Below are 12,973 nucleotides of genomic sequence, written 5' to 3'. Positions count from 1 at the left end.
ATGAATCCGCCACCCTTTTTTCAGGGAAGAACCAGAACGCTAGGCCGGTCGGACGAGCAGGCAGGTGCCGGATACAGAGAACGCCACGTCGGCGGCAGCAGCGGCAAGGGCGCAATGGCCCACGTCCACTGCTTCGCCCGCTACCGCAACGGCGGCATCGACCGGGATGACAAGGCATGGACCGTCATACGCCGATTGCACATCGGCCGCAGGCTCGCCAATCACGCAATCGGCAAGGAAATACTTGCCGCTGGCCAGCTTGCCCGGTTTCGACAGAACATCGTGGCGCCGTAGCGAGGGGTCGTGCGGCTCGCCCCGTGCAACCGCAACGCTCTGCTCAAGGTGCAATTCGCGAGGTCGGCCATAGTCGTAGAAACGATAGGTGATGTCGCTGTTCTGCTGGATTTCGATCAGGCTGATACCCGCCCCGATCGCGTGCACTGTGCCGGCGGGAATATAGAAGAAGTCCCCGCGCTGAACCGGATACCAGTCCATCAGCCCCTCGATGCTGCCATCGAGCGCTGCTGTGCGCAGCGCTTCGCCATCCAGATGCTGGCCAAAGCCGATGCCCAGCTTCGCGCCCGGCTCGGCATCAAGGATCAGCCAGCATTCCTCCTTGCCGCGATCCTGCTCGCCCAGCGCCCTCGCCTGCGCGTCGCTGGGATGCACCTGCACCGAAAGCTTGTCGCTGGTGAAGATGTACTTGATCAGGACCGATGGCAGTTCGGGCGGCGGCTCGAACCAGATTTCGCCAATGCTCTTGCCCGAGTAGGATTCGAAAGGCGGGGGCAGATCGTTCTTTCCCCAAGGTTTTTCGACTATCCGCCTCGGCAGCAATTTCACTGGTTCGCAGCTCCGGAAAGTTTGCCCACGCCTTGCGCACCTTCGGGCGTGCAGACGAGGACTTCGTCGCCATCGACGACGATCATGAGGTTCGACGCGCCCACCACCGAAACGCGGGGGCCATCACTCATAACGAGTACGTTGCTGCAATCCTTCAGTTCCGCCCGACCGCGGACGGCATTGCCCGCTTCATCGCGATCCTGCGCTTCGTGCAGGGCCTGCCAGTTGCCGATGTCGGACCATGCCATCTCAGCCGGGACCATCGCTGCGCGCGAAGTGTTTTCCATGACGGCATAGTCGACGGATTCGCTGGGCACCTTGGCAAAGGCTTCGTGATCGGGATGAAAGCGCATGCCATCTTCCCACCCTTTGGCCACGGCCTCGCGCACGGCCGACAGAATGTCGGGCCGATGTCGGCCGAGTTCCTCGAGGAAGGTGCCGACCCTGAATGCGAATATGCCCCCGTTCCAGGCATAGTCGCCGCTGCCGAGGAACTCGATCGCGCGGGCCAGATCGGGCTTTTCGACGAAGCGCTCGACGCGGCGACCGCCGGTGCCGTCGATCGCTTCCCCCTGCTTGAGATAACCGAAACCGGTCTCGGGCGCAGTGGGCACGATGCCGAAGGAAACGAGCCAGCCATCCTGCGCCAGTGCCGCCGCCTTGTGCGCGGAGGCCCGGAAGGCATCGCAATCACCGATATGATGGTCGCTGGGGCAGACCAGCATGATCGCGTCTTCCGGCAGGGTCAGCGCGGCAAGCGCGATCGCCGCCGCAGTGTTGCGCGCCTCCGGCTCGACAATGATGCGGGTATTGGCAGGATCAGGCAACTGCTGCTCGACATGATCGAGATGGGCGGCACCGGTCACGACGACAGGATTGCCAAAGCCTTCCCCCACCGGGCAGCGCAGGACGGTTGCGCGAAACAGCGTCTCGTCGCCTACTAGCGGAAGGAATGGCTTTGGCCGCGCCTTGCGCGAGCGCGGCCAAAGACGGGTGCCGCTACCGCCGCACAGGATCACGGGAACTGTATTGGTCATGTGTTGCCTTGATCTGACTTGCTGCAGCGCAGCGAAGCACTGTTCTAGCGAGTTGCATCCATTCTTGCCAGCATCTCGCCAACCGAAGTCGTGGCGAACCCCACGGCGCTATCGGATATGCCATATGGCACCAGCAACTGATCCTCCACCAGCAGCGCACCGCAAGTATAGACAACGTTGGGAACATACCCGAAGCGATCGGCATCAATGGCTGTCAGCAATGGCTTGCTTGAGCGCGCGATCACTTTCGAAGGGTCATCACGATCGAGCAGGGCGCAGCCCAACGCGTACTTGCGCATCGCGCCCACGCCGTGCGTCAGCAACAGCCAGCCGTGGTCGGTCAGTATCGGGCTGCCGCAGTTGCCGATCTGCACGAATTCCCAAGGGAATTCCGGCTCCATCAGCAGCACGCCATCATCGTCCCAGCGCTCGAGACTGTCCGAGCGGAGCAGGAACAGGTTCTTGCCGTCCTGCCGGCCGACCATGCAATACTGCCCGCCCACCTTCTGCGGAAACAGCGCCATGCCCTTGTTCCGACCGGCGCGCCCGACGATGGGTTCAAGCAGGAAGGACCGGAAATCCCGCGTGCGCAGCAATTCGGACCTGATATCTGCTCCGGAATAGGCAGTGTAAGTGCCGATCCACTCGTAATCCCCACCGCCATGGTCAAAGCGGACAAGGCGGAGGTCTTCCAGGCCGCCACGTTGCTGCTCGGTAACAGGAAAGATCACGCTGTTGGAAAGCGTGCTTTCTGAGTGCCGATGCAACGTGACGGCGCAATCGGCCCCTTGGCACACCGTCAGGCTGTCGTCCGGCAGCATGGCTGTTGCAAAATGGCTCTGCGGCCAGAGTTCGAAAGCGCCGTCGGGAAGGGCAATGCCTTCCCGGAAGACGATCGAACTGATGTGCCCCTCGCCCACGGCACGCAGGCTCATCACGAACCGGACTGCGCCGTCGGTCATGCCCGACTGGTCGGGATGCGGCACGATGCTCGGGTTCATCAGCGCCGCAGCGGCATAAGTGTATTCGTGGCAGAAGTAGGCACCGATGAGCCGCTTGCGGCGGATCGACAGTTCCGAACCATCGAAGTTGAGCACCGCCTCCATCTGGCGATAGCGCTCCTCGAAAAGCTGTTCGGTCTGCCAGTGTCGCTCCTCGAAATCGTGGAGCACGCGCGCGTACTCCTTATCTGCCTCCTTGTGGCCGAGCGAAAGGACATCGGCGACGAGCTTACGCGCGCGCGCGCCAGAGCCGCCGGGCCCCTGCCAGCCAAGATGAAATGGACGAAGCACGACCCTGGAGGGATCGGCATGAAGTCGTTGTTCAAGCACCCGCAAGCTGTTGCGTACCCTTGCTGTTGATCTTCATGGCAATGGCATGGGGCGGAATAGGTTCCTGACGGATCGTTCCGGAACCCGGGCGCCGCGCAATATCGACCATGGCGTAATGCGCAAGTTGGAACGCGAGGATGGACTCCGCACCGCAGTTGAGGTTGACCCCTTGCGGGGTCACGCCATCGCGGCAGCGGCCTGACACGATATCGCCAAGCACCTCGCCGCGGTCATTACCGCCCAGGAACCAGCGATAGGCGGTTTCCGCATGACGCAGCCATGTAATATCACCGGTTGCGGCATAGGCGGTCGCCGCCGCATCGACCGCAGCCCAGGCTTCCAGTGGCTGCTGGTCGAACGGCATGTTCTCATAAGGCCGCCCGAAGGTTTCCGAACCCACCGGGCGGAAGTGCCCCTGCGCCGAAACCTGCTGCCGCGCAATGAAACGCAGCGAGGACAGGCCGGATTCCACCCAGTCAGCTCGCTCCAGAACCTGCCCGGCCCCGATCAGCGCCTGGGAAAGGCGCGGATTGTCATAGCTGAGCACGGCTTCGAACCAAGCCCAATCGGGGCGACGCGCTTCGTTGAGAAGGTTGGCAAGCAACTCGGCGCCGTGGCGAAGGCTGGTCAGCGCCTCGCCATGTGCAGGGTTGGCGCGCAAAGCCTCGATGCAGCCGAGCATCACGAACGCAACCGTGCGAGGGGCATCCATCGTGCAAACCGGAGCAAGCGCGATGTCGAACCACTGTGCTGCCCAGTGCCGAAGCCCGGCGTCCGGCGCATCGTTCATGGCCCGGCCCAGTGCCCAGACCGTTCGGCCATTGCTGTCGGCCGATCCGATCGGTTCACACCAGGTCCGGTCAAAGTTCATGAAGTTGCGAAAGGCGCGCGCGTCGGGATTCCAGGCGTGCTGGATGAACGAGGCATAGACCATGGCCCAGCGCTGCCGCTCTGCCAGGGGCACGGTGTCGGCCACACCCATCAGCATCAGTGCCCGCACGTTGTCATCCAGGCAGTAGCCATGACGGCGGTCGGGCACTGTCAGGATGGAGTGTTGCAGCATGCCGGTGGCATCGCTCATCGCAGTCACGCCAGAGAAGCCCGGAGTCGCCAGCAGCGGGGTCGTGCGATCAGGTCGGACCACCACGCTTTCGACCAGTTCGCGGGCGGCGCCGGCAAAGCGGGGCCAGATCGTCTCGCGGCCCTTGTCCCAGGCGCGCTTCTGCACGGTATGCAGTTCGTCGGGATCATCAAGCAGGCGATTCACAGCGGCTGCAATCACATCGGCCCGGCGCGGATCGACCAGCACCCCCACCCCATCGGCAAGGAGTTCTCGGGCGTGGACATATGGGGTCGAAACCACCGCCTTGCCCAATGCCACGGCATAGCTGAGGGTCCCCGAGGTGGACTGTTGCATGTTGGGGTATGGCGTCAGGTAGATGTCGCAGGCCTCGAGCTGGTCGAGCAGTTCGTCCAGATCGAGGAAGCGGTTGTCCCACTCGATGTTGGCGGCAACACCCAGATCCTGAGCGAGGGCCTCAAGGCTCTCGCGATAGCGCTCGCCTTCGCTGGCAACGAGGTTGGGGTGGGTGGCACCAACGATGCGATAGACGACATCGGGATGGTTCTGCACGATGGCCGGCAGCGCCTCGATGACCGTTTCAAGCCCCTTGCCTGGGCCGAGCAGGCCGAACGTCATCATAACGCGCCGTCCCTCATGGCCGATGCGCGCCTTGTAGGCCTCGCCACGGCCGAACGGACGGTCTGGCGCGCCATGCGGAATCACCATGATGCGTTCGGGAGCAACGCGGTAGAGGTCCTGCAGCAGCCCCATCGAGTGCTGCGACATGACCATGACCCGCGAGGCGCGGCGGAGGATGTGTTCAAGCACCTCGCGCTGATGCGCGGATGGCTGGGCAAGAACCGTATGCAGGGTGACGATCAGCGGCGCCGCAACCCGGTCGACGAGTTCGAGCACCATATCGCCATCGGCACCCCCGAAGATGCCGTATTCGTGCTGGAGCCAGACCGCATCGACCGCGTCCTCGTTCATGCGGCGCGCCGCGGCACGATAGTCCTCGACCTGATCTGAACGGATGAGCCCGCGCACATCGTCGTATTCAAGCGGCGAACGCGCATCGTCGATGACGTGAAGATCGACCGAGATGTCCGAATGATGTGCCCGGAGCTGCTCGTAGATATCGGTGGTAAAGGTGGCGATGCCGCACTTGCGCGGCGTGTAGCCCCCAATCAACGCAACGCGGCAGGGCGCTTTCTGGCCGCGACGGAGGAAGGAGAGGACTCCGGGAGCGGAAGCGTCGCCGGTGCCGAAGGCATTTTCGATGAGAGTCATGGCGTGCAGGTTTCCGAAGGCTCGTCGCAAACCGCATGGCGCGGATGCTGTACTGTCGATGAACCAACGCAGGGAGAGCAATCCGGTTGCATTGCGATGCAACAAAAATAGCGCGGAAATAACGCAGGTTACCGCAAAAGTTCTTCTATCCAACCATTTGTATAACTTAAGATATAAGAACTGCTATGTTGCAGTGCAGTATTATGGTTCGAACCAGCGCTGTTCCCAGCCGTAGCTGGAGGTGACCGGATTGCCTTCCGCATCAAGCGCAGGCCGAAAGCGGAAGCGCTCGGTGGCAAGACGGCAAGTTGTCGCATCGGCCTCGGGCACGCCACTCGCGCGGTAGACACGGCAGGACGATACGCGTCCGTCCGTGCCGACCGTCAGCAGGATAACCACGCGCTTGCCGATGCGTTCCTGCTGGCTGCTGACCGGGTAGTCACGGGTCGAGCGGATATCTCCGGCGATCTTTTCTGCCTTCCGGGCAAGACCACCACCCGAACCATTGCCGCTGGCGCCGCTGCCGGTGCCCGTGCCCTCACCACCGCCGCCGGTCCTCTGCCCTTGCGCGGCTGCGCCCGAACGCGCGTCTTGGCCGGTCGAGGCGACCGGTGGCGCATTCTCCTTGCGCGAAGGGACGCGAGCCTTGGCGATCACCGGTTTGGGCTTGGCCTTCTTCCCCTCCTCCCCCGAAGCGCCAGCGGGTTCGGGCGTGGTCGGACTGGGCGTGGGCTTGGGCTCGTCCAGCGGCACATCGAAAGTGCTGGTGGTGAAAGCCTCCTTGGCCAGATCGGTCATGGCCGGGACCCCGCCGAAACCGTGGATCACACCCCACAGCACAACGATATGCAACAATGCGGCGAGCACGGTGGGCGCAAGCCGCTCGCGCCCGCTGCGCTGGCGGTCGCGATAGCGCCCTGACGGCGTGACTGCGCCACTCGTCCTATCCACGTACTGCCCTTGCATCTGCGGCCAAACGCATTCGGGTCATCTATGGTTGCAACCATTCAGGCGGAATGGAAAGCCTCAGGACGAAACCCTATGGCAGGAACGGCGCGGCAACATCCTTCGGTACGCGCAGGATGCGGCCTGATCCGCGGTCGATAATCGCCCAGGTGGTCTTCGCGCTGACGATGACCTTGCCGCCTGCGTTGCGGAAATCCACGCGCCGGTCGAACCTCGCGCCGGTGGGCGGTTCCGGAATGAAGGTCTCGGCCGTGACGCTCTCGCCCGAAACGATGTTTCCGCGATAATCGATCTCGTGCCGCGTCACGACCCAGACGTAGGCCTGTTGGTGCTCGGGCGAGGCGACTGCGGACCAGTGCGCGGTGGCGATATCCTGAATCCAGTTCACCCACACCGCATTGTTGACATGGCCAAGCTCGTCGATGTGCTCGGGGCCTGCGGTAAAGGTGAGGGTGTGGCGGTTACTCAAGCATCCACCCCCAGCTGCCACAGGATGAAGGCGAACTCTTCCGCCGTTTCCTTTAAGGATTCGAACCGGCCCGACTTGCCGCCATGGCCCGCGCCCATGTTGGTCTTGAGGATCAGCTCGTTGCCGTCGGTCTTCACCTCGCGCAGCTTCGCCACCCACTTGGCAGGCTCCCAATAGGTCACGCGCGGGTCGTTGAGGCCTGCAGTCACCATCAGCGGCGGATAGCCCTGCGGCTTGACCTGATCATAGGGCGAGTACGACTGGATCAGTTCGAACGCCGCCTTGTCCTCGATCGGGTTGCCCCATTCAGGCCACTCGCCCGGTGTCAGCGGCAGGTCCTCGTCAAGCATGGTGTTGAGCACGTCGACGAACGGCACGTGGGCCACGACCGCGCCCCACAGGTCTGGATCGGAATTGATCACTGCGCCCATCAGTTCACCCCCGGCCGAACCGCCGGAAATGCTGATCTTGCCAGCCTGCGTGAACCCACGCTCGATCAGGCCCCTGGCGACGTCGACGAAGTCGTTGAAGGTATTGGTCCGCGCTTCCAGCTTGCCCGCCTTGTACCACGCGCGGCCAAGATCGTCGCCGCCGCGGATATGCGCGATGGCATAGGCAAATCCGCGGTCGACAAGGCTCAGCCGCGTGGTCGAGAAGCCCGGCCCGATGGCGATGCCATAAGCGCCGTAACCATAGAGGTGCAGCGGACCGCCCTGTTCCCCATTGATGGCCGCGCGGTCCTTGCGCCAGACCACGCTGACCGGGACCATCGTGCCATCGCGCGCCGCAATTTCCAGCCGCGCCGTGTCATAAAGCGAAGCATCGTACCCACTCGGGATTTCCTGCACCTTGAGCAGGGTCAGGCTGCGGGTGGCCACGTCATAGTCATAGGACGACGCCGGGCTGACCATCGATTCATAGCCGACGCGCAGCACGCTCATGTCCCATTCGGGATTGTCGCCAAGCGAAGCTTCGTAGCTTGCTTCGGGAAACTCGATCGGTTCGATGCGAGACGGATCGTCGTAATAGCGCACCTCGATCCGGTCCAACCCGCGCACACGCCCTTCGGTCACGTAGAAGTCGCGGAACAGGTCGAACCCGGTAAGGTAGAAATCGTCCGTTCCCTCGATCAGCGTGGTCCATTCGCCGGGGTTCGCGAGCGGCGCGGTGGCGAGGCGGAAGTTCTCGTGGGTATCGTTGGCGTGGATATAGAGAACGCCATCGCGCTCATCGACATCGTACTCCACGCCCTTCTGCCGGGGTTTGACCAGCAGGGGTTCGGCAAGAGGATCGTCCGCCGGAACCAGTCGCACCTCGCCCGTCTCGTGGTCGCCGGTCGAAATGATCAGCCACTTCTCGTTGGCCGAAAGCGACGCACCCACGCGGAAGCCCTCGTCGTCCTCGTGATAGAGTTCGACGTCGTTCTCCAGCGGCTGGCCAATCCAGTGCAGGCGCGCGTTGTCCGTCCGCCAGTTCTCGTTGGCAAGGCTGTAGACGAGGCCGGTGTCGTCCTTCACCCAGATCAGTCCGGAAAGCGTGCCGGGGATCTCGTCGGGCAGGACCTCCCCGGTGGCGATGATCTTGATGCGGGCCGTGAAGCGTTCGGAGCCGTTGTCATCCACCGACCAGGCGAGCTTCGTCCCGTCCTTCGACACCGCAATCGCGCCAAGGCGGAAGTAGTCCTTGCCCTCGGCCAGGGCGACTTCATCCAGAATCAGTTCATCCGCGCTGCCATCGTCGGGCGCGCCAACCGGCCTGCGCCACCACTTCTTGTATTCGGCGCCTTCCTCGAACTCGATCCAGTAGAGGAAGTCGCCATCCTTCTGCGGCACGGACTTGTCGGCTTCCTTGATGCGGGCGCGCATTTCCTTGAACAGGGCGTCGATGACCGGCTTGCGCTCGGCCATGCGAGCCTCGAACCAGGCGTTCTCGGCTTCGAGATGGGCAAGCACGGCCTTGTCGGTGACCTCGGGATAGCCGGGATCGCGCAGCCAGGCGTAATCGTCGGAGACGGTCAGGCCATGATGCGAAAAGCTGTGCGGAATGCGGGCGGCGACAGGAGGTGTGGCAATGCTCATCCCCCGCATCTATGTTGCGTGCATGATGCCCGCAAGGCGGGCCGCCCACATTCAGGACCGATCCCATGCTGATGCAAACTCATGAAGCCCGCCTCGACGCCTTGCGCAAGCAGCTTGCCAAGGACGGGCTGGACGGCTTCGTCATCCCCATTTCTGACGAACATATGAGCGAATATGTCGGCGCCTATGCCCAGCGGCTGGAATGGCTAACCGGCTTCGGCGGCTCTGCGGGCACGGCGGTGGTGCTGGCCGATGAAGCCGCGATCTTCGTTGACGGACGCTATACCCTGCAGGTGCGCGATCAGGTCGATGGCAAGCTGTGGTCGTACCAGTCGGTGCCGCAGACCAGCGTTGCGGAATGGCTCGGAAAACATGCTCCGCAAGGTGCGAAGATCGGCTACGATGCCTGGCTCCATGCCAAGAGCTGGGCGCAATGCGTTGCCTCCGCACTCGAACCGCGCGGCGCCTCGCTGGTGGCAGTCACAGACAACCCGGTCGACGCGGTATGGCAGGACCAGCCGGCGCCCTCGCTCGCTCCGGCCGTGCCTCATGCCACCGAACACGCCGGCAAGTCGGCAACGGAAAAGCGGGCCGATGTGGCCGAGTGGCTCGCATCGCAAGGGCTCGACGCTGCGGTCATCACTGCGCTCGATTCGGTGGCCTGGCTGCTCAACATTCGCGGCGAGGACGTGGATCGCACGCCCGTGGCGCTCTCCTTCGTCATCGCCAATGCCGATGGCACCGCCGACCTGTTCATCGCGCCCGAAAAGGTCACGCCCGAACTGACGGCGCATCTCGGCAACGCGGTTCGCGTCCAGCCGCGCGAGGCCTTCGTCCCGGCGCTCCAGGCGCTCAAGGGCAGGAAGGTGGCGGTGGATCCCGAACGGGCGGTGGCCGCGATCTTCCAGGCGCTCGAAGGGGCCGGTGCGCAAGTCGTTGCCGTCACCGATCCGGTCGTCCTGCCCAAGGCCATCAAGAACCCCGTGGAACAAGCTGGCCACCGCGCCGCACAGGCCCGCGATGGCGCCGCCATTGCCCGCTTCCTGCGCTGGATCGAGGTCGAAGCGCCCAACGGCACCGTGACCGAGCTTTCCGCAGCCGACCGCCTGCAAGCCTTCCGCGCCGAGGGCGGGCTGCTCCGCGACCTCTCGTTCGACACCATTTCGGGCGCCGGGCCGAACGGTGCGGTGGTTCACTATCGCGTCAGCGAGGAGACCAGCCGTACGCTCGAGCCGAACAGCGTCTACCTCGTCGATTCGGGCGGGCAGTACGTTGATGGCACCACCGACATCACCCGCACCGTCTGGGTCGGACCTGACGCGCCGCATGCGGAAGTGAAGGACCGCTTCACCCGCGTGCTCAAGGGCCACATCGCGCTGGCCCGCGCCGTGTTCCCCAAAGGCACCGCCGGCAGCCAGCTCGACAGCTTCGCCCGGCAGTTCCTGTGGTCCGCTGGCCTCGACTACGCCCATGGCACCGGCCACGGCGTCGGCAGCTTCCTCGCCGTCCACGAAGGCCCGCAGCGCATTGCCAAGGCCAGCGGCGGGCAGGCGGGCACCGGCCAGCCGCTCATGCCGGGCATGATCCTCTCAAACGAACCGGGCTACTACAAGGCCGGCGAATACGGCATCCGCATCGAAAATCTCGTGCTGGTCGAAAAGCGCGACATTCCCGGAGCTGAGGGCGAGTTCTACGGCTTTGAAACGCTCACCTTCGCCCCGATCGCCCGCGATCTGGTGGATATCACCCTCCTCTCACCCGATGAGCGCGAATGGCTCGACACTTACCACGCCAAGGTGCGCGACGTCCTCGCCCTGCAGCTTTCCGGTGACGATCTGATCTGGCTGGAAGCGGCCTGCGCGCCCTTGTGACGGGGCATATGTTCACGTATTGTTCCTTATCGACTCAAAGATGAGGAGCAATGCGATGATCGGATACGTCACTGTCGGCACGAATGACCTGGCCAAGGCCGCAGCGTTCTATGATGCCATCGCTGCAGAAATGGGCGTGGGCCGGATGATGGAGTTCGAGACCGGGATTGCCTGGGGCGTGCCCGATGGCGCTGCCGGAATTGCGGCGATGAAGCCTTTCGACGGGCAGCCCGCAACGGTGGGCAATGGCGTCATGGTCGCGCTACAGGCCAAGGACAAGGAACAGGTCGGGCGCCTCCACGCCATTGCGCTTGCCCATGGCGGCACTTGCGAGGGCCAGCCGGGACTGCGCGGTGGTGGCTTCTACGCCGCCTACTTCCGCGACCCCGACGGCAACAAGCTCAACGCCTTCGTGATGGGCTGAACGCAGGCATATCCGCCCGCGCTTGCACGCGGATGAACGCTCCGGTGCAGGCGCGACAAATTGCGACAATAAACCCGCGTCCCCGGCATAGTCGCGCGACAAGCTGCGCCTAGATAGGGACTACAGGAACTGCGGTCGCTGGTTTTCAGTCCCCCCTGAGCAAGGCACTCCCTCCCCCTCTCCTTGCCAAGTGCCAGTGGCCGCAGTCTCCTCCCTCTACTGACGGGAACTAACCGATGAAGAAATTCCAGATTGCGGCTGCCGCTGCAGTGACGGCCACGGCCTCGCTCGCGCTCTACGCCGCCTCGCCCGCCTTTGCGCAGAAGATGGATGCCGACGGCGACAAGACCATCACCTGGGCTGAAGCCAAGGCCAAGTCCGACGAGATGTGGGTAAAGCTCGACGTCAACAAGGACGGCAAGCTCGACCAGGCCGACAAGAATGCCAAGTGGGCCGAGAAGTTCGCCGAGATCGACACCGACAAGAACGGTTCGATCAGCCGCGAGGAATTCATTGCCCATCACCAGCAGATGAAGGGGCCTGAAGGCCGCGATGGTGACCGCAAGGCCGGTCATGGTGGCCGTGGCCACGGCGGCATGAAGGGCATGATGATGGGTGGCGGCATGGCCATGATGGCCGATGCCAACAAGGACGGCACCGTCACCCGCGCCGAATTCGACGCTGGCGTGAAGGCGCACTTCGACATGGCCGATGCCAACAAGGACGGCAAGATCACGCCGGAAGAGCGTCGTGCTTCGATGAAGGCGATGATGGGCAAGATGAAGGGCCCGCACGCCGGCCATTTGGGTGCGATGGGTGATGGACCTCCGCCGCCCCCTGAGGCTAACTGATCCACGATGAACGAAGCGCCGATCCGACTGCTCCTGGTCGATGACGAACCTGCGCTGCGCGAACCCCTGGCGGACTATCTGGTCCGGCAGGGGTTTGTCGTGACACAGGCCGGCACCGCCGCCGAAGCCCGCAGCCGCCTGCTCGAAGCAGGCTGCGACCTTGTGCTGCTCGACATCATGATGCCGGGCGAGGACGGCCTTTCGCTGTGCCGCCATCTGGTCGAGGCCAAGCGCCTGCCCGTCATCTTCATCACCGCCAAGGGCGAATCGACCGACCGCATCGTCGGGCTGGAGATCGGTGCCGACGACTACGTGGTAAAGCCGTTCGATCCGCGCGAACTTGTCGCTCGCATCCGCTCGGTCCTCCGGCGCGCGACCAAGCAGTCGAGCGAGGTTTCGGACGCGGTCATCTATGAATTCGAGGGCTGGCGGCTCGATCCATTGAAGCGCCGCCTGATCGACAGCGAAGGCGCGGTCGTCGCCATTTCCTCGGCGGAGTTCCGCCTGCTCATGGCCTTTCTCGACCACCCCCGACAGGTGCTCGATCGCGATCGCCTGCTCGACATGGTGCAGGGCCGCGAGGCGCATCTGTTCGACCGCGCTGTCGACAACCAGATCTCGCGCCTGCGACGCAAGGTGGAGGGCGACAGCCGCAACCCGCAACTGATCCAGACGGTGTGGGGCGGCGGGTACATGCTTGCCGCAGAGGTGCGCAAGCGTCCCGCCACTTCGGACGAAAGCTGACCGGGC

At 63.8% G+C, this 12,973-nt stretch carries 11 protein-coding genes; 4 read left to right on the top strand and 7 right to left on the bottom strand.

Going from position 1 to position 12,973, the window contains the following annotated elements:
* Window positions 1-39: 39 nt before the first annotated feature.
* The 7 genes from IM701_RS01370 to IM701_RS01340 form a co-directional block, all read right to left on the bottom strand.
* The gene (locus IM701_RS01370; RefSeq protein WP_193827558.1) at window positions 40-843 is read right to left on the bottom strand and encodes a class I mannose-6-phosphate isomerase; all 804 of its coding nucleotides are present in this window, start codon (window positions 841-843) and stop codon (window positions 40-42) included.
* Window positions 840-1,880, bottom strand: a complete 1,041-nt coding sequence (locus IM701_RS01365) for a mannose-1-phosphate guanylyltransferase (protein WP_193827557.1) — start codon at window positions 1,878-1,880, stop codon at window positions 840-842. The genes IM701_RS01370 and IM701_RS01365 overlap by 4 nt, the downstream gene beginning before the upstream one ends.
* 44 nt (window positions 1,881-1,924) lie before the next feature.
* Window positions 1,925-3,172: a glycoside hydrolase family 130 protein gene (locus IM701_RS01360; RefSeq protein WP_230487753.1), complete on the bottom strand. Its 1,248-nt coding sequence runs from the start codon at window positions 3,170-3,172 to the stop codon at window positions 1,925-1,927.
* Between the two features lie 31 nt (window positions 3,173-3,203).
* A complete protein-coding gene (locus IM701_RS01355) occupies window positions 3,204-5,564 on the bottom strand; it encodes a glycosyltransferase family 4 protein (protein WP_193827555.1) in 2,361 nt (786 codons plus the stop codon).
* Window positions 5,565-5,765: 201 nt separating this feature from the next.
* A complete protein-coding gene (locus IM701_RS01350; protein ID WP_230487752.1) occupies window positions 5,766-6,515 on the bottom strand; it encodes a TonB family protein in 750 nt (249 codons plus the stop codon).
* 88 nt (window positions 6,516-6,603) lie between these two features.
* Complete coding sequence (locus IM701_RS01345) at window positions 6,604-6,999, bottom strand: thioesterase family protein (protein ID WP_193827554.1); 396 nt, start codon at window positions 6,997-6,999, stop codon at window positions 6,604-6,606.
* A complete protein-coding gene (locus IM701_RS01340; RefSeq protein ID WP_370584342.1) occupies window positions 6,996-9,086 on the bottom strand; it encodes a S9 family peptidase in 2,091 nt (696 codons plus the stop codon). The genes IM701_RS01345 and IM701_RS01340 overlap by 4 nt, the downstream gene beginning before the upstream one ends.
* A gap of 56 nt (window positions 9,087-9,142) precedes the next feature.
* Between IM701_RS01340 and IM701_RS01335 the strand changes: the two genes are divergently transcribed.
* From IM701_RS01335 to IM701_RS01320, 4 genes are all read left to right on the top strand, one after another.
* A complete protein-coding gene (locus tag IM701_RS01335; protein WP_193827552.1) occupies window positions 9,143-10,948 on the top strand; it encodes an aminopeptidase P family protein in 1,806 nt (601 codons plus the stop codon).
* A 55-nt stretch (window positions 10,949-11,003) separates the two neighbouring features.
* Entirely contained in the window at window positions 11,004-11,372 is a 369-nt protein-coding gene (locus tag IM701_RS01330) for a VOC family protein (RefSeq protein ID WP_039336487.1), read from the top strand.
* 236 nt (window positions 11,373-11,608) lie between these two features.
* Window positions 11,609-12,223 carry an EF-hand domain-containing protein gene (locus tag IM701_RS01325; protein WP_193827551.1) on the top strand — a complete coding sequence of 205 codons (615 nt, stop codon included), beginning with the start codon at window positions 11,609-11,611 and terminating at the stop codon, window positions 12,221-12,223.
* 6 nt (window positions 12,224-12,229) lie between these two features.
* Window positions 12,230-12,967, top strand: coding sequence for a response regulator (locus tag IM701_RS01320; protein ID WP_193827550.1), 738 nt, complete (start codon window positions 12,230-12,232; stop codon window positions 12,965-12,967).
* The last annotated feature ends 6 nt before the right edge of the window (window positions 12,968-12,973 follow it).

It is taken from the genome of Novosphingobium sp. ES2-1, assembly GCF_015169775.1.
In the GTDB taxonomy this organism is placed as follows: Bacteria; Pseudomonadota; Alphaproteobacteria; order Sphingomonadales; family Sphingomonadaceae; genus Novosphingobium; species Novosphingobium subterraneum.
Note: the sequence above shows the minus strand (reverse complement) of the source record. Positions and strands in the feature narration are given on the sequence as shown.